We start from the raw sequence: 16331 nt of genomic DNA on the forward strand, positions 1-16331 counted from the left end.
ACATCAGGTTCACACCCTGGCGCCAGTTTATGACAAGCGGGGCGGATTGGATATCAAAGTTTGCTAAATAGTTGTATATATTAGGCTGTTCTATAAAACATCACCGGCGCATCAGCCTGCCTGGATGCGCAGTTTTCGCTCAGGAGCCGTTATGAGAGACATGCGTTTTTACCCGGAAGCCTGGCCGCTGCACACCGCCTTCGTGATCGCGCGCGGCAGCCGCACCGAAGCCCGGGTGGTGGTGGTCGAAATCGAACAGCAGGGCGTGCGCGGCGTCGGCGAATGCACGCCGTATCCGCGCTATGGCGAGAGCGAGGAATCGGTGATGGCGCAGCTGGCTGAGATGGCGCCGGCGATCGCGCAGGGCATCACCCGCGAGCAGCTGCTGACGCAGATGCCGGCGGGCGCGGCCCGCAACGCGTTGGACTCGGCGCTGTGGGATCTGGAGTGTCGTCTCCACGGGCAAAGCCTGTGGCAGCGCAGCGGCGTGACGGCGCCGGCGCAGATCAGCATGGCGCAGACCGTCAGCATCGGCACGCCGGAAGCGATGGCCTTCGCCGCGCGTGAGCTGGAGCGGCAGGGCGCCACGCTGCTGAAGATCAAACTCGACGATCACTATATCAGCGAGCGGCTGGTGGCGATCCGCGCCGCGGTGCCGCAGGCGACGCTGATCGTCGACGCCAATGAATCCTGGCAGGCGGAAGGGCTGGCGGCGCGCTGCCAGCTGCTGGCCGATCTTGGCGTGGCGATGCTGGAGCAGCCGCTGCCGGCCGGTGACGACGCCGCGCTGGAGCACTTTATCCATCCGCTGCCGATCTGCGCCGATGAGAGCTGCCACACCCGGGCCGATCTGCCGCGGCTGGCGCAACGCTATCAGATGGTTAACATCAAACTGGACAAAACCGGCGGCTTGACCGAGGCGTTGGCGCTGGCGCAGGCCGCGCGCGAACAAGGGTTCGCCATCATGCTCGGCTGCATGTTGTGCACGTCGCGGGCGATATCCGCCGCCTTGCCGCTGGCACCGGCGGCGCGCTTCGTCGATCTGGACGGCCCGACCTGGCTGGCGCGAGACGCTGAACCGGGCCTGGCGTTCGAATGCGGGGCGATCGTCGAGCTCGCCCCGTAGGGATTAATCCGGGTAGGTCAATAGCTCGGTCATCGCGTCGATGTAACGCTCGCTGGCGGCATCGGCGGAGATCGGCGGGAATTCGGCGGTGATGCAGGGCAGCGACAGATCCGCGCACCAGCTGCCGAACGAGCCGGGCGTTTCATAACCGACGCTGGTCACCAGCGGCAGCTCGAACTTGTGCGACAGCCAAACGCCGAGCCGCGAGCTGGCGGGATCTTCAATGCAGGCCAGCGGCTCATGGAACGACACCACCCAATGCGGCTTCAGGCGATGGATCAGATGACACAGCGCCTGGGTTTCCGGTTCGGAGCCGGGGCGCCCGCCGGTGGAGAGCCTAACGTCGCGCACCGGCGCCGCGCTGTTCCAGCGATAGACGGTGTCGCCGGAGCGCCAGTTGGCGGCCGGGAAGTTGCGGTTCAGATCGACGCCGTTGGCATTGGCGCGCAGCCCCAGCTGGCAGCCGTCGGGGTTGACCGCCAGCACCACGTGGTGGCGCAACTGTTCGGGGGCGATGCTGCGCAACGCGCAGGACAGGGTTACGATGGCGGCGCTCTCATCGCCGTGGGTGCCGGCGATGATCAGCCCGGTCTGCGGGCCGCTGACCGCCGCCGGGAAATAGAGCAGCGGCGCGCCCAGCAGCGAGCTGCCGTAGTTCTCTCCTGCGATGGCCAACTGGCCACGTTCACTGCGCGGTCGATGTTCGGTCATGGTGTTGTCCCTGAGTTAAAGGCCGAGAGTCATTGTCATTTTATTCAGTGTATTACGCTTTGAGACATCTTTCCCATCGCAATTGTGCGGCGTTTGCGCGATCTGTGATGCGGTAGCGGCGAAAACGCCAATTAAACCGCACCTGGCCTGAGGCTGTTGTTATACTAACGGCAGAGCTAAGCCAATCACCCGCAAGAGGATTTAACATGCCAGTAGCCAGAATCATCGCCAGCTATAGCGAAAATGAAAATGACACCATTACGCTGCTGTGCGGCGTAGACGCTGAAAACCAGATCCGCCAGGGGGAATGGTTCGGCGTGGTGAAAAACGACGACGGGCGCGGGGACGAATCGAACTATCCGTTCACCCTGCATATCGATTACCAGAAAGATGCCTTCTATCTCGACTACGGCTACGACGACGCGGATGCGCGTCAGCTGCAAAAAACCGATATCTCGGCCCGTCCGCTGGCCGAGAAAGGCTTTTTCACCGTGTTCGATGAAGAAGAGGGCGAAGAGTTCAGCTACCGCATCAACAGCATCCACCTGTACGACTGACGGTCGCTGCCGCAATCCCACCCGTGCCGCCCTGCGCCGCACGGGTTTTTTATCGCCTGAATCGCACTTTTTGCAACTTCTCGCCCGTGAGCGCTAGGCCGGACGGATCTTGTGCTATATGATAAAAAATTCAGATGGTTAACGGGGGACAAATCATAATGACGGGAAAAATAATGCAACGGGGTTTTCGTTTGGCGCTCTGCGCGGCGGCGATCGGCGCCTGTATGAGCAGCGCCATGGCGGCGCAGGTTCCCCCGGGCACCGCGCTGGCGGACAAACAGGAAATCGTGCGCCACATTAAAGACGAACCGGCCTCGCTCGATCCGATCAAAGCGGTGGGCTTGCCGGAGGCGCAGCTGGCGCGCGATCTGTTCGAAGGGCTGGTCAATCAGGACGCCAACGGCAAAGTGATCCCCGGCGTCGCCACCCGCTGGCAGACCAGCGACAACCAGACTTATATCTTCCATCTGCGTAAAGACGCGCGTTGGTCAAACGGTGACCCTGTCACGGCAAAAGACTTCGTCTACAGCTGGCAGCGGCTGGTAGAACCGAAAAATCTGTCGCCGTTCGCCTGGTTCGCGCAGCTGGCGGGGATCCAGAACGCCGAGCAGATCATCAGCGGCAAACTGCCTGCCGATCGCTTGGGCGTGTCGGCGCCCGATGACTACACGCTCAAGGTGCAGCTGGATAAGCCGGTGCCGTACTTCGTCAGCCTGACGGCCAATTTCAGCCTGTTCCCGGTGAATAAGGCGGTGGTGGAAAAATACGGCAACGACTGGACCAAGGTCGGCAATCTGGTGGGCAACGGCGCGTTCAAACTGCAGGAGCGGGTGGTGAATGAGAAGCTGGTGCTGACGCCTAACGACCATTACTGGGATCATGCGCGCACCGTGCTGACCAAAGTGACCTTCGTGCCGATCAACCAGGAATCCAACGCCACCAAGCGTTACCTGGCGGGTGACATCGACATCACCGAATCCTTCCCGAAAAACATGTATCAGAAGCTGCTGAAAGACATTCCGGGGCAGGTGTACACCCCGGATCAGCTCGGCACCTATTACTACGCGTTCAACACCCAGCGCGCGCCGACCAACGATGTGCGGGTGCGTCAGGCCTTGTCCTACGCCATCGATCGCAAGATTATCGCGGAAAAAGTGTTGGGCACCGGCGAAAAACCGGCCTACCACTTTACGCCGGACGTGACCGCCGGGTTCAAACCGGAAGCGAGCTTGCTGCAACAGCAATCGCAGGCGGAGCTGGACGCGCAGGCCAAGGCGTTGCTGCAGGCGGCCGGTTACGGCCCGAACAACCCGCTGAAGCTGACGCTGCTGTATAACACCTCTGAAAGCCACCAGAAGATCGCCATCGCCGTGGCCTCGATGTGGAAGAAAAAGCTGGGGATTGACGTCAAGCTGCAGAATCAGGAGTGGAAAACTTACATCGACAGCCGCAATACCGGCAATTTCGATGTGATCCGCGCCTCCTGGGTGGGTGACTATAACGAGGCGTCGACCTTCCTGTCGCTGCTGACCTCCACCCACAGCGGCAATATCGCCAAGTTCAAGAATGCGGACTACGACAAGCTGCTGGCGCAGGCGGGGCGGGAAACCAACCCGGCGGCGGTGACCGCCGATTACAACAAGATGGAACAGATCATTGCCGATCAGGCGCCGATCGCGCCGATATATCAATACACCAATGGCCGCCTGATCAAACCGTGGGTAAAAGGCTACCCGATCACCAATCCGGAAGACGTGGCCTATAGCCAAACGATGTATATCATCAAACACTGAGTGGGCTTATTTATCGCCCCCACGCAATGCGGGGGCGGTATTTTTTCTCGGCGGCGAAACCACGAGGCTAATTAATTTTTCCATGCGATAAACCCCGTTTAATAATAAACGGGGTTGCCATCATCACATTAATATTGTCTATTTCAGAGCGCGGTTACGCTTACAGACAGTCCCGCATGGCGTCCACCACTACGCGGCCGCTCATATCGGTCTGAGTAATGCGGTAGCTGGTGGGATAAGAGCGACGGGTACTGAAACGATCGTGGACGGAGACCTTGCCAATCTGCAGACCGGCGGCGTTTTTCACCACGAACTCACTGATCTCTTCCTGGCCCTGGTTTTGCAAATGAATATTGCTGATTTTTTCCAGCGTATCGCTGGCGTTTATTTTTAAATGGTCGCGTAACATAACTACCTCCTCGTAGTGAGAAAAGTATATGCCCCTAAAATTTGCGCTGAAACAGCTTTGTGTTGATTTATTATTATCATTTTGAATTAAAATTGATAGCAATATGTTAAGTCATAATAATAACGGCATTACCAGCGCTTTATCGGTGATATTGTCTGATTTATCGGCAAGGGTTTATTTCATTGCCGTTATTATTAGTCTGCATTAATGGGAAACAGCGCGTGCCTGGCCGCCGGAGCCGGAAAGACGCAGGCGACGTTGTGCCCACAGCCGGGTACGATCGTTAACCGATGCGGTTTGTCCGGCGCCAGATAACGTCGGTCATAGTCGGCATAGGCCAGGGCGCGCTGCAGCCGATAGGGACCCTGTAGCTGGGCGGCGCAGGACTTGTCGAGTATCCGATAGTAGGCGCCCGGCGCGGTGCCGGTATCATCGGCGGCGGCCAGATAGGTGATATCGGCGGCGGCGTAGCGCCGGCGGGCCGCGTCGGCGGTGCGCTGCAGGTGAGCGGGAAACGTTTCCAGGCCGTATTTCCAGCGGTTGGCCTGTGGACACTGTCCGGCGTCCGGCGTTTGCCAGCGGAAGCGGCAGGTTGTTTCACTGCCGCAGTTTCCCCAGCTTGTGGGCAGAGGGCGCAGGCGATCAAAATAGAGCCAGCTGCCCGGATCGGCGACGACATAGCGCAGACGCACTCCGCTTGGCGGGTTGGCGAAGCCGACATAATGCTGCACGAATTGGGCGCCGGCGGAAAAACCGGCCACGGTGATCGACTGCAGCGACGGCCAACGCCGTTTCAGATCGGCCAGCAGGTTATCCATGGCGTTGAACGAGCCGGTTTTCCCGCCATTATCCAAACCGCCTGCGATCCACGAGCCGCAGCGCCAGAGAGCGTCACCGTCTTGCGGCTGGGGCAGACCGGCGGAATGGCAGCGGGCGGCGAGTTTCACCGGCACCTGGAACAGCGGAGCGACCAGCAAGCTGTTGTCTCCCGCTCCCTGCGCGGCATCGATCGCCGCTTGCAACGTCTTGGCGGCGTCGCGTGGATGCCCGTGCATCACCACCAGCGCGGTACGCGGCTGGGGGGATCGAGCGCGAGCGACAAAATAAGGCAGGGAACCCGCCGCCGTCGGCGCGTGGTAGGGCGTGGCGAGACGTTCTAACACCGGCTCTGCGCGAACCGATTGGCCGAACAGCAGCAGGGTGGCCATGGCGATGCCGCGCAGACGGCGCAGCCTCGTCAGGTTCGGCGCAGCACCGTGCGCATTTGTCTCAGGACTTCCCGGCATCGTTGTTCCTCACGCGCGCGTTGATAGTAGCGATAAAAGGCGCGTTCCGAACTGAGGTTACCCGCGCGTGCCAACTGCCTGAAGGTCAGGAATGCCAGGCTGAACATAATCATAATAAATAATAGGCCGGGGAACAGCAGCTGCCAGCCGTCGGTGATGCGTGCATTAGGCAGATAGCGGAGTGAATGGGGCGTAATCAATACCCCAAACTGCTGCAGCCCCCATTGAGTCAAAGCGGGGAACAGCACCAGCAGCGTAACGAACACCAAATACAGCAAAAAATAGCGGCAGGAAAGCAGGAAACGTTTGAAAGCGTTATTGGCGCTTGGCCGCAACACGAAGCCAGCGGGCGTGGCGCGCAAGATTTGCTGACGGCCACCGGTGAAGCGATAGCGTTCCAGCGCCGCTACGCTGTCCGGTAACGCCAACAGCAGCTGCAGCGCAGTGAGGCTGGCGCTGCTGTTGCCGATATAGTCGCGAAAGCGCAACAGGCGTATGGGGGCGCTTTGGGGCTTCTCGACGGATTCGAGCAGGTTTAGCAGCTTATCGTGGTTTTCCCGCCGAATGCGGAAGGGCGTTTTGACGAGGGCGAAAAACATCGCGCCAAAGGCGCCTACGGTGGGTACGACGATGTCCAGAAAAGTTTTTAGCATGGCGATCTCCTGCGGTTCTCCGTTCGTTCCTTGCGGCAGAAGTATAGATCACGTTTATGGGACAACGAGAAAACTGGCGTTACAGCTTGGCCTTTGATCTCCAAAGCGTTAACGCTAGACTCAGCAACATAAGCAAGACTGAGGGGATAAATGAATGGATGTGATTGAGGGGAGCGAGCTGCAGGTCGCCGATGCGGTTTACGCCTACCAGCTGGATGGCAAGGGGGGCGTCACGCCGATCGAGCGGGATGACAAGATCACCTGCGACGCGCCTTGCTGGCTGCATCTTGATTACGCGCACCCGGCCAGCGCCGAATGGCTGAGCACCACGCCGCTGCTGCCGGACTCGGTGCGCGAAGCGCTCTCCGGCGAAAGCTCACGGCCGCGCGTCAGCCGCCAGGGCGAAGGCACCATGATCACGCTGCGCAGCATCAACTTTAACGCCAACTCACGGCCGGACCAGTTGGTCACCATTCGCGTGTACATCACCGATAAACTGATTATCTCCACGCGGCACCGCAAGGTGTATTCCATCGATCAGGTGGTGAATGATTTGCAAAGCGGCGCCGGGCCGACCAACAGCGGCAGCTGGCTGGTGGAGATTTCCGATGCGTTGACCGATCACACCAGCGAATTCATTGAGGATCTGCACGACAAGATTATCGATCTGGAGGACGCCTTGCTGGAACAGCAGGTGCCGGAGCGTGGCCAGCTGGCGCTGATCCGTAAACAGCTTATCGTGCTGCGCCGTTACATGGCGCCGCAGCGCGACGTCTTCGCGCGGCTGGCCAGCGACCGCCTGCCGTGGATGAGCGATGACGATCGTCGGCGCATGCAGGATATCGCCGATCGCCTGGGACGGGGATTGGACGATCTGGACGGCAGCATCGCGCGCACCGCCATCTTGTCCGACGAAATCACCACGGTGATGGCCGACGCGATGAACCGCCGCACTTACACCATGTCATTGTTGGCGATGGTATTTCTGCCCACCACTTTTCTGACCGGGTTGTTCGGGGTCAACCTTGGCGGTATTCCGGGCGGCGGTAATCCTTTCGGTTTCGCGGCATTTTGCCTGATGCTGGTCGGATTGGTGCTTGGCGTCGCTTGGTGGCTGAAGCGCAGCCGCTGGCTGTAGGCAAAAATGACGAAAACCCGGTTAACATTGAGCAATATCAACATTTAGCCGGGGGAAATGGGGCATGATCTCTCTCGCAGGTGAATGCAACGTCAAGCGATGGGCGTTGCGCTCCATAATTGTCTTACTTTCTTATTTTTGAATTACTGCATAGCACATTTGATTCGTACAATGCCGGTTTAATCACCGGCATTTTTTTATTCGATTTCCTTCTTCTTCAGGCCGCGCTTTCATCCCAGAAGCTGGCTTCAATCTTGTGCCCATCCAAATCACGGACAAAGCAGCCGTAGTAAGCCTCGCCGTAATGCGGCCGCGAACCGGGCGCGCCTTCATCGACGGCGCCGGCCAGCAGCGCCTGGCGATGGAATTCATCCACCTGTTGCTTACTGGTAGCGAAAAAACCGACGTGCGTGCCATTGCCGGGCGAGGCCGGCCGGCCGTCGATCGGCACCTGCAGCCAAAACTCCGGGTAGTCGCGGCCGTAGCCAATGGCGCCGGGATGCTCCAGCACGCGTCGGCAACCCAAAGCGGCCAGCGCACGATCGTAAAAGGCGGCGGCGGCCTCGAAATCGTTGGAGCCCAGCGAGACGTGGGACAGGCAGGGGGTGATGTTCATTGCGCGATCTCCATATGACTGTATAAATAAACAGTATAGGGTGAAAACGGCACTGCCCAGCAAATTTTGCGCAAACTGTGAACAGGATCGAGATCGTCGGGAAAGAGAAATGTCGCCGCTCGCAGGATGGCAAGCGGCGAGGGGGCTTATTTGATTTCCAGCACGTTCAAACGCTCTGGCGCAGGCGCCGCGTCGTCCGCGTCTTCCGGCTGCCAGCCGACCGGCTGCATCGGGATGTCTTCGCGATCGAAGGCCAAATCGCCGCCGTCCACCACCGCGCTGCCGTGGTGAATGCCTTTGAAATCGAACAGGTTGATATCGCTCAGGTGCGAAGGCACCACGTTCTGCATGGCGCTGAACATGGTTTCCAACCGGCCTGGGTAACGCTTGTCCCAGTCGCGCAGCATGTCGCCGATCACCTGGCGCTGCAGATTAGGCTGCGAGCCACACAGATTGCATGGAATGATCGGGAACGCTTTGGCGATCGAGAAACGCTCGATGTCTTTCTCGCGGCAATAGGCCAGCGGGCGGATGACCACGTGTTTGCCGTCGTCGCTCATCAGCTTGGGCGGCATGCCTTTCATCTTGCCGCCGTAGAACATGTTGAGGAACAGCGTCTGCAGAATGTCGTCGCGGTGGTGGCCCAGAGCGATCTTGGTGGCGCCCAGTTCGGTGGCGGTGCGGTACAGAATGCCGCGGCGCAGGCGCGAACACAGCGAACACGTGGTTTTCCCTTCCGGGATCTTGTCTTTAACGATGCTGTAGGTGTTTTCTTCGACGATCTTGTACTCCACCCCCAGGCTTTCCAGATAGGCGGGCAGAATGTGCTCCGGGAAGCCGGGCTGTTTCTGATCGAGGTTCACCGCCACCAGCGAGAAGTTGACTGGCGCGCTTTGCTGCAGATTGCGCAGGATCTCCAGCATGGTGTAGCTGTCTTTGCCGCCGGACAGACAGACCATGATGCGGTCGCCTTCTTCAATCATATTGAAATCGGCGATCGCTTCGCCCACGTTGCGGCGCAGGCGCTTTTGCAATTTGTTCAGGTTGTACTGCTCTTTTTGGCTAACGGATTGCTTTTCTGACATTTAAATCGTGCTCATTCTCAATGGGGGGCACTAGGGGCATGGCGTTATAGACCGCGAGTTTACCATTCAACCGGCCGATTTTGATCATTATTCATCATCCAGCCGCCACGCACCCGACGCGAGGCCTGTATGGTACGGATTGCGCGCCGGAATGCCAGCAGGTTTTGTTGCTGCGATTTACGTCGGCGGTAAAAGAACAGGGCGCGAATCGCTCGCGCCCTGAGGGAGGTTACTCAGCGGCGGACTTTTCCGCCTTGCCGGCCAGCAGGCTGAGGAAATCGTACTTCTCCTTCAGCTCTTTCTCGGCGGCCTGATACAGCGTGCTGGCCACCTCCGGCTGCTGCGCGTTCAGGCGACGGAAACGCTGCTCGTTCAGCAGTGTTTCAGCCAGGCTGCTGTTCGGCGGGCGCGAATCCAGCGCCAATGCGGCCTTGCCCTCGGCGCTGCGGCGCGGATCGAAGCGGTACAGCGGCCAGAAACCGGTGGCGGTCAGCTGTTTCATCTGATCGTGGCTGAGCGCCAGATCGTAGCCGTGCTCTTCGCACGGGCTGTAGGCGATGATCAGCGACGGGCCCGGATAGGCTTCGGCCTCCTGAATCGCTTTCACCGTCTGGTTGAGCTGCGCCCCCAGCGAAATCTGCGCGACGTAGACATGGCCGTACATCATCATACTGACGCCCAGATCCTTGCGCGCCTTGCGCTTGCCGTGCTCGCCGAACTTGGTCACCGCGCCCAGCGGCGTGGCTTTCGACTGCTGGCCGCCGGTGTTGGAGTAGCACTGGGTGTCGAGCACCAGCACGTTGACGTTCTCCGTCAGGCTGAGCACGTGATCCAAACCGCCGAAGCCGATGTCGTAGGCCCAGCCGTCACCGCCGATCAGCCAGATCGATTTATCCACCAGGTAGTCGGCGTCCGCCGCCAGCTGGCGCGCATCTTCGCCTTCGAAACTCGCCAACAGCGTGCGCAGTTCGGCGATCTGCTTGCGGCGCGGCTCCGGCGCCACGTCTTCCATCTGCAGGGCGTTGACCAATTGCTCCGGCAGCTGCGGCGCCAGTGCGTTCAGCAGACGCAGCACTCGCGCGCGATGTTGATCGACCGTCAGGCGGAAGCCCAGGCCGAATTCGGCGTTGTCTTCGAACAGCGAGTTGGCCCACGCCGGCCCGCGCCCTTCGGCGTTGGTGGTGTACGGCGTGGTCGGCAGGTTGCCGCCGTAGATCGACGAACAGCCGGTGGCGTTGGCGATCAGCAAGCGGTCACCATAGAGCTGGGTCAACAGCTTGATGTACGGCGTTTCGCCGCAGCCTGAGCAGGCGCCGGAGTACTCGAACAGCGGCGTGATCAGCTGCGAGGTGCGAATGTCGATGCGTTCCAGCTGCGCCGGATCGATTTCCGGCAGCTGCAGGAAGAAGTCGTAGTTGTCTTTCTCCGCCGTCAGATTATCGAGGCGCGACGCCATATTGATGGCCTTGATTTCCGGGTTCTGGCGATCTTTCGCCGGGCAGACCTCGACGCACAGGTTACAGCCGGTGCAATCTTCCGGCGCTACCTGCAGCACGTATTTCTGCCCGCGCATATCGCGCGCTTTGACATCCAGCGACTGCAGAGAGGCGGGGGCGTGTTCCATCTCCGCCGGCTGCACCACCTTGGCGCGAATGGCGGAGTGCGGGCAGGCGGCGACGCAGTGGTTGCACTGGGTGCACAGGTCGGGCTGCCAGATCGGGATCGCTTCGGCGATGTTGCGCTTTTCCCACTGGGTGGTGCCCACCGGCCAGGTGCCGTCCGGCGGGAAGGCGGAAACCGGCAGCGCATCGCCCAGCCCGGCCAGCATCGCGGCGGTAACGGTTTTGACGAAGTCCGGCGCGGCGTCCGACACCACCGGCGGGCGCATCGGGCTGCTGGCGTCGACCGGCTGCAGCGGGATCTCGGTCAGCGCGGCGCGGGTGGCGCCCAACGCCTGCCAGTTGCGCTCGACGATCTCCTGGCCCTTGCTGCTGTAGCTGCGCGCGATGGCGTCCTGCAGCTGTTGCAGCGCCACGTCGCTCGGCAGGATCTGCGTCAGGTGGAAGAACGCCATCTGCATTACGGTGTTGATGCGCGCGCCGAGCCGGCATTCACGCGCCAGCTTGGCGGCGTTGATGATATAGAAACGCGCCTGGCGTTGGTGCAACAGCGCCTGAACCTCCTGCGGCAGGCGCGACCAGACCTCATCGGCGCCGTAAGGGGTATTGAGCAGGAAGGTGCCGCCGGGCTTCAGGCGTTCGACCATCTGGTACTTATCGATAAACTGCAGCTGGTGGCAGCCGACGAAGTCCGCGTGGCTGACCAGGTAGGCCGAATTGATCGGCTGCTCGCTGACGCGCAGGTGCGACACCGTCAGGCCCCCGGCCTTTTTGGAGTCATAGACGAAATAACCCTGGGCATACAGCGGCGTGGCGTTGCCGATGATTTTGATGTTGTTCTTGGTGGCCGAGACCGAGCCGTCGCTGCCCAAACCGTAGAACAGCGCTTCCAGCGAGGCGCGCTGCGGCAGGATTTCGTCGCTCAACGGCAGCGAAAGCCCGGTGACGTCATCGAAGATGCCGACGGTAAAGCGCGGTCGCGGCTGCGGCAGGGCCAGCTCGCGGAACACCGCCAGCGCGCAGTCCGGGCCGAACTCTTTCGACGACAGGCCGTAGCGGCCGCCGATCACCCGCGGCAGCGTGGCGCGCTCCCCCCGGCTGTAGGCTTCCGCCAGCGCGGTCATCACGTCCAGATACAGCGGCTCGGCCAGCGCGCCCGGCTCTTTGGTGCGATCGAGCACCGCGACGCTGCGCACGCTGTCCGGCAGCGCGCCGAGCAGATGCTGGGCGGAGAACGGCCGGAACAGCCGCACCTTCAGCACGCCGACTTTCTCGCCGCGGGTCAGCAGGGTGTCGATCACTTCTTCGCAGGTGCCGGCGGCCGAACCCATCACCACCACCACGCGTTCGGCCTGCGGGTGGCCGTAATAGTCGAACGGCCGATAGCGGCGGCCGGTGAGGGCGGCGAAGGCTTCCATGGCGTCGATCACGTGTTGGCCGGTGGCGTCATACCACGGGTTGGTGGCTTCGCGCGACTGGAAATAGGTGTCCGGGTTGGCGGAGGTGCCGCGCACCACCGGATGATCCGGCGACAGCGCCCGGCTGCGGTGAGCGTCGATCGCCGCCTGCGGCAGCATCTGCCGCAGCGTATCGTCGCTGAGAGGCACAATCTTGTTGATCTCGTGCGAGGTGCGGAAACCATCGAAGAAATGGATAAACGGCACGCGCGCGTTGAGGGTGGCGGTCTGCGAGATCAGCGCGAAGTCCTGCGCCTCCTGCACGTTGCCGGCACACAGCATGGCGCAGCCGGTTTGGCGCACCGCCATCACGTCTGAATGGTCGCCGAAGATGGACAGCGCGTGCGTGGCCACGGTGCGCGCGGCGACGTGCAGCACGAACGGCGTCAGCTCGCCGGCCAGTTTGTACAGCGTGGGGATCATCAGCAGCAGACCCTGCGATGAAGTGAACGAGGTCGACAGCGCGCCGGTTTGCAAGGCGCCGTGCACGGTGGCGATCGCGCCGCCTTCCGACTGCATTTCCACCACCCGCGGAATATCGCCCCAGATGTTTTGCCGGCCATCGCCGGACCAGGCGTCCGCCTGCTCCGCCATGGTGGAGCTTGGCGTGATAGGGTAGATGGCAATCACTTCGTTGGTGCGATAGGCCACGGAAGCGACTGCATTATTACCATCTGTAGTTATCATCAGCGTTACCTTTTCATTGCTCACAAAGCCGCGAAAGCGCACTTTCGCAGTAATGGAAAAAAGTCTAACAGAGGGGGCGAACGCGGCTTTATCGCGTTTGTGTGGCGGGTGATAAATCGTCAAAGGCATATTTCCTCGCCGATTAGGGGCCGGCGGCAATAAATTGTTTTCACCGTTTAAAGACAATTTATTTCCGGCGCGTCATAATTGCGCATCGGCAAATTGACAGAAGAAAACCATGAGCGCATTTATGTATTTGACGATGGCGATAGTCGCGGAAGTGATCGCCACCACCATGTTGAAAGCCTCTGAGGGCTTTACCCGCCTGTGGCCGTCGCTGCTGGTGGTGCTGGGTTACGGCGTGGCGTTTTGGGGGCTGTCGATGGTGGTCAAGAGCATGCCGCTGGGCATCGTGTATGCGATTTGGTCGGGCATGGGGATTGTGCTGGTGTCGGTCGCCGCGGTGTTCGTTTATCAGCAAAAATTGGATTGGCCGGCGATCGTTGGCATGGGATTAATTATTGCCGGCGTGCTGGTGATTAATTTACTGTCGAAAGCCTCGGTGCACTGAGTGTTATTTTGATGTAAAAAAAGCCGGCGTGACAGCAAGTCGCGCCGGTTGAAGAATTCAGTCATCATTCACTGAAAATAGTGGAATGCTAATTACTTAGCGCCGCCAGCATAGACACAAATATCGTTCTCTCCGGTAGCAAAAAATGCGCCGCTGCAATGAAAGCACACGAAGATAATTAATACCGCTGTCGCGGGAAAAACTTCCTCGATGGCCGCGGTGACGTTATCACTTTTTTGCGTGCGGCCAGCGCCTGACAGCGCGTGGCGCCGTCACGGAAATATTCTGCAAACAAAATAAATGTTCGGCCGGCGCAAAAAAATGACAAATAATGGCTGGAATATATTTTCATTATTTATATATCGAGCTAGATTAAACAAGTTTGCATCAAAGATAGCGAAACGTGTCCGCCAAGTGACGCGCGTTATCAGCAATGGCGATTTTACACAGCGCAGTTCCGGGTTCAGGAGTGGGATAATGACGACATCAAAATGGCTGCTTGCCAGCGCCGTGCTGCTTTTAGCCGCCTGCAGCAGCAATAACGAAGAGCCAGTACAGCAGGGCAACAGTGCCAGAATCAATACGTTGCAGACCAGCGCCGGTTGCGCGGCGGTCGGCGGCGTTACCACCATCGCGCACAACTTGAACGGTGAAGCGCTGCGAATGTGCCAGATGCCGAACGGCAAGCAGTGCGAAGAACGTACGCTGGCCCTGGGCAGCTGCGCCGGGTAAGCCCGCGGCGCCTGGCCTGCAGGATCAATACACCCAATCGCGCAGGGTATAAATAAGCGTGTGGCCGCTGCCGGTGAGCGTCAGCTGCTGTGCGTTTAGCGTCACTTCGGCGCCGTTTTCCAGCACGGTGCCAATCACCCGATCCCAGCGGTTGCGCGGCTCATCAGGGCACAGCTTGCGCGTGGTGGCCAGCGATTTCACCGTCAGCACGCCGTCGCGTAATTGCCCCTGGCCGAAAAAGCGGTTGCACATCGTGCCGGAGACATGCAGGTTCTCGCCGAACTCCAGATTGAGCAGGCCGCCGCCCGCCGGTGATTTTGCCGTTTCGCCATCCACGCTTTGCAACACGAAGTTGTGATGCAACAGATCGCCTGGCGTGACGGCCGTGTGTGGTTTCATGCTGCACCCCGCTAAGGCCAGCGCCGCAAGGGCGGCTACCGTGGTTTTTCTCATCGCGTTCTCTCAAATAAACAGGGCGCCGCAAGGGCGCCCCGAGGTTACGCTCAGGCGTTCAACTGGTTCGGGCAGGTTTCGCCGCGATCCAACTGGCTGATGTTCTGCAGCGTGGTTTGTGAAATGCTGGTCAGCGCCTCTTCAGTCAGGAAAGCCTGATGGCCGGTGAACAGCACGTTGTGGCAGGCCGACAGGCGGCGGAACACGTCGTCCTGAATCACATCGTTAGACTTGTCCTCAAAGAACAGATCGCGTTCGTTCTCGTAGACGTCCATCCCGAGGGCGCCGATTTTTTGCTGCTTCAGCGCATCGATGGCGGCGGTGGAATCGATCAGCGCGCCGCGGCTGGTGTTGATCACCATTACGCCGTTTTTCATCATCGCGAAGGCGTCGGCATTCAGCAGGTGGTGGTTCTCCGGCGTCAGCGGGCAGTGCAGGGTGATCACGTCGGATTGCGCGTACAGCGTCTTCAGATCGACATACTCCGCGCCCAGTTCCAGCGCCTGTTCGCTCGGGAACGGATCGTAGGCCAGCAGTTTCATGCCGAAGCCTTTCAGAATGCGCATCGTCGCCACGCCGATTTTACCGGTGCCGATCACGCCGGCGGTGCGATTGTGCATGTTAAAACCGATCAGCCCTTCCAGCGAGAAGTTGGCGTCGCGGGTACGCTGATAAGCGCGGTGAATACGGCGGTTCAGGCACATCATCATGCCGACCGCGTGTTCTGCCACGGCCTCCGGCGAGTAGGCCGGCACGCGCACCACCTTGATGCCCAGTTCTTTGGCGGCGTCCAGATCGACGTTATTAAAACCGGCGCAGCGCAGGGCGAGAATTTCGACGCCCAGTGCCGCCAGTTCTTCGAGCACTTCACGGCTGCCGTCGTCGTTGACGAAGATGCACACCGCCTTGCAACCGGCGGCCGTTTTGGCGGTTTTTTTACTGAGTAAAAAGTCGAAGAATTCCAGCTCATAGCCAAACTGCTGATTCACCAGTTCGAGGTATTTACGGTCATACTGTTTGGTACTGTATATCGCCAATTTCATCGTGGTTTCTCCACCGTGATTTTGTGATCAATTTAACAGATTTTAGTAAATTCGACAATTGGTTAGCCCGTTCCGACATGGCCGAAATCGCTGCTGCAAGGCTGCGGTGGGGCTGGATACGATGGAGGGAAGACGACGGTGGCGACAGGCGGCAAAAAAATCCCCACGGGGGTGTGGGGAATGGCTTCTCTAGTACACAGTTAGCTAGCAGCTAAACTTTTATTAGAATGGTTGCAAGACTATTAATCATCAACGGTAACAACAATAACAAAAGTCTGAAAACTGTCCTGTTTATGTGATGTATATGTAACGAAAATCTACAACCCCGCACACGTTTGCGCCAAAAAGGTGCAAATCGCTTCTGCGAGCCCGCTCGGCTTCACCCTATGTCAAAT

At 59.6% G+C, this 16331-nt stretch carries 15 protein-coding genes; 6 read left to right on the forward strand and 9 right to left on the reverse strand.

The annotated features are described in order from the left end of the window. The first annotated feature begins 151 nt into the window (after positions 1 to 151). Entirely contained in the window at positions 152 to 1126 is a 975-nt protein-coding gene (gene ycjG / locus AC2CGI_RS06225; protein WP_085336620.1) for an L-Ala-D/L-Glu epimerase, read from the forward strand. Positions 1127 to 1129: 3 nt separating this feature from the next. Here ycjG and mpaA read toward each other — a convergent pair whose 3' ends face one another. Further along, positions 1130 to 1837, reverse strand: a complete 708-nt coding sequence (gene mpaA / locus AC2CGI_RS06230; protein WP_004930517.1) for a murein tripeptide amidase MpaA — start codon at positions 1835 to 1837, stop codon at positions 1130 to 1132. A gap of 206 nt (positions 1838 to 2043) precedes the next feature. Between mpaA and AC2CGI_RS06235 the strand changes: the two genes are divergently transcribed. Both AC2CGI_RS06235 and AC2CGI_RS06240 read left to right on the forward strand, forming a co-directional pair. Then, the gene (locus AC2CGI_RS06235; protein ID WP_015378006.1) at positions 2044 to 2394 is read left to right on the forward strand and encodes a hypothetical protein; all 351 of its coding nucleotides are present in this window, start codon (positions 2044 to 2046) and stop codon (positions 2392 to 2394) included. Positions 2395 to 2567: 173 nt separating this feature from the next. Continuing rightward, on the forward strand, positions 2568 to 4187 hold the full coding sequence (locus tag AC2CGI_RS06240; RefSeq protein WP_004930510.1) for a peptide ABC transporter substrate-binding protein: 1620 nt from the start codon (positions 2568 to 2570) through the stop codon (positions 4185 to 4187). A gap of 160 nt (positions 4188 to 4347) precedes the next feature. Here AC2CGI_RS06240 and AC2CGI_RS06245 read toward each other — a convergent pair whose 3' ends face one another. The 3 genes from AC2CGI_RS06245 to AC2CGI_RS06255 form a co-directional block, all read right to left on the reverse strand. Then, positions 4348 to 4596 (reverse strand): hypothetical protein, encoded by a 249-nt coding sequence (locus AC2CGI_RS06245; protein WP_004930507.1) that lies wholly within the window; start codon positions 4594 to 4596, stop codon positions 4348 to 4350. Between the two features lie 194 nt (positions 4597 to 4790). After that, a complete protein-coding gene (locus tag AC2CGI_RS06250; protein ID WP_080497853.1) occupies positions 4791 to 5882 on the reverse strand; it encodes a hypothetical protein in 1092 nt (363 codons plus the stop codon). Continuing rightward, positions 5834 to 6535, reverse strand: a complete 702-nt coding sequence (locus tag AC2CGI_RS06255; protein ID WP_076741190.1) for a hypothetical protein — start codon at positions 6533 to 6535, stop codon at positions 5834 to 5836. The genes AC2CGI_RS06250 and AC2CGI_RS06255 overlap by 49 nt, the downstream gene beginning before the upstream one ends. Positions 6536 to 6689: 154 nt before the next feature. Between AC2CGI_RS06255 and zntB the strand changes: the two genes are divergently transcribed. Next, positions 6690 to 7673 carry a zinc transporter ZntB gene (gene zntB, locus AC2CGI_RS06260; RefSeq protein ID WP_004930499.1) on the forward strand — a complete coding sequence of 328 codons (984 nt, stop codon included), beginning with the start codon at positions 6690 to 6692 and terminating at the stop codon, positions 7671 to 7673. 217 nt (positions 7674 to 7890) lie between these two features. On the opposite strand, the gene AC2CGI_RS06265 is transcribed toward zntB, so the two are convergent. The 3 genes from AC2CGI_RS06265 to nifJ form a co-directional block, all read right to left on the reverse strand. Continuing rightward, positions 7891 to 8289 carry a VOC family protein gene (locus AC2CGI_RS06265; RefSeq protein WP_004930496.1) on the reverse strand — a complete coding sequence of 133 codons (399 nt, stop codon included), beginning with the start codon at positions 8287 to 8289 and terminating at the stop codon, positions 7891 to 7893. A gap of 146 nt (positions 8290 to 8435) precedes the next feature. Next, positions 8436 to 9374, reverse strand: coding sequence for a tRNA 2-thiocytidine(32) synthetase TtcA (gene ttcA, locus AC2CGI_RS06270; protein WP_049239791.1), 939 nt, complete (start codon positions 9372 to 9374; stop codon positions 8436 to 8438). A gap of 229 nt (positions 9375 to 9603) precedes the next feature. Then, positions 9604 to 13137 carry a pyruvate:ferredoxin (flavodoxin) oxidoreductase gene (gene nifJ / locus AC2CGI_RS06275; RefSeq protein WP_041922244.1) on the reverse strand — a complete coding sequence of 1178 codons (3534 nt, stop codon included), beginning with the start codon at positions 13135 to 13137 and terminating at the stop codon, positions 9604 to 9606. A 238-nt stretch (positions 13138 to 13375) separates the two neighbouring features. Here nifJ and ssmE point away from each other — a divergent pair, with 238 nt between their 5' ends. Next, a complete protein-coding gene (ssmE, locus tag AC2CGI_RS06280) occupies positions 13376 to 13708 on the forward strand; it encodes a multidrug efflux SMR transporter SsmE (RefSeq protein WP_004930487.1) in 333 nt (110 codons plus the stop codon). A gap of 477 nt (positions 13709 to 14185) precedes the next feature. Continuing rightward, on the forward strand, positions 14186 to 14440 hold the full coding sequence (locus tag AC2CGI_RS06285; protein WP_004930482.1) for a DUF333 domain-containing protein: 255 nt from the start codon (positions 14186 to 14188) through the stop codon (positions 14438 to 14440). Between the two features lie 24 nt (positions 14441 to 14464). Here AC2CGI_RS06285 and hslJ read toward each other — a convergent pair whose 3' ends face one another. Both hslJ and AC2CGI_RS06295 read right to left on the reverse strand, forming a co-directional pair. Then, the gene (gene hslJ, locus AC2CGI_RS06290) at positions 14465 to 14893 is read right to left on the reverse strand and encodes a heat shock protein HslJ (protein WP_004930479.1); all 429 of its coding nucleotides are present in this window, start codon (positions 14891 to 14893) and stop codon (positions 14465 to 14467) included. Positions 14894 to 14943: 50 nt separating this feature from the next. After that, positions 14944 to 15936 carry a 2-hydroxyacid dehydrogenase gene (locus AC2CGI_RS06295; RefSeq protein ID WP_015377997.1) on the reverse strand — a complete coding sequence of 331 codons (993 nt, stop codon included), beginning with the start codon at positions 15934 to 15936 and terminating at the stop codon, positions 14944 to 14946. Positions 15937 to 16331: the final 395 nt, after the last annotated feature.

The organism is Serratia sp. LSHTC3, assembly GCF_057197125.1.

Excerpts from the sequence above, each read along its gene's own strand:
- nifJ (WP_041922244.1), bottom strand. The coding sequence starts at position 13,137 with ATGATAACTACAGATGGTAATAATGCAGTCGCTTCCGTGGCCTATCGC.
- AC2CGI_RS06240 (WP_004930510.1), top strand. The coding sequence starts at position 2,568 with ATGCAACGGGGTTTTCGTTTGGCGCTCTGCGCGGCGGCGATCGGCGCC.
- ycjG (WP_085336620.1), top strand. The coding sequence starts at position 152 with ATGAGAGACATGCGTTTTTACCCGGAAGCCTGGCCGCTGCACACCGCC.
- mpaA (WP_004930517.1), bottom strand. The coding sequence starts at position 1,837 with ATGACCGAACATCGACCGCGCAGTGAACGTGGCCAGTTGGCCATCGCA.
- AC2CGI_RS06265 (WP_004930496.1), bottom strand. The coding sequence starts at position 8,289 with ATGAACATCACCCCCTGCCTGTCCCACGTCTCGCTGGGCTCCAACGAT.
- AC2CGI_RS06295 (WP_015377997.1), bottom strand. The coding sequence starts at position 15,936 with ATGAAATTGGCGATATACAGTACCAAACAGTATGACCGTAAATACCTC.
- hslJ (WP_004930479.1), bottom strand. The coding sequence starts at position 14,893 with ATGAGAAAAACCACGGTAGCCGCCCTTGCGGCGCTGGCCTTAGCGGGG.
- AC2CGI_RS06255 (WP_076741190.1), bottom strand. The coding sequence starts at position 6,535 with ATGCTAAAAACTTTTCTGGACATCGTCGTACCCACCGTAGGCGCCTTT.
- AC2CGI_RS06245 (WP_004930507.1), bottom strand. The coding sequence starts at position 4,596 with ATGTTACGCGACCATTTAAAAATAAACGCCAGCGATACGCTGGAAAAA.
- AC2CGI_RS06235 (WP_015378006.1), top strand. The coding sequence starts at position 2,044 with ATGCCAGTAGCCAGAATCATCGCCAGCTATAGCGAAAATGAAAATGAC.
- ssmE (WP_004930487.1), top strand. The coding sequence starts at position 13,376 with ATGAGCGCATTTATGTATTTGACGATGGCGATAGTCGCGGAAGTGATC.
- ttcA (WP_049239791.1), bottom strand. The coding sequence starts at position 9,374 with ATGTCAGAAAAGCAATCCGTTAGCCAAAAAGAGCAGTACAACCTGAAC.
- zntB (WP_004930499.1), top strand. The coding sequence starts at position 6,690 with ATGGATGTGATTGAGGGGAGCGAGCTGCAGGTCGCCGATGCGGTTTAC.
- AC2CGI_RS06285 (WP_004930482.1), top strand. The coding sequence starts at position 14,186 with ATGACGACATCAAAATGGCTGCTTGCCAGCGCCGTGCTGCTTTTAGCC.
- AC2CGI_RS06250 (WP_080497853.1), bottom strand. The coding sequence starts at position 5,882 with ATGCCGGGAAGTCCTGAGACAAATGCGCACGGTGCTGCGCCGAACCTG.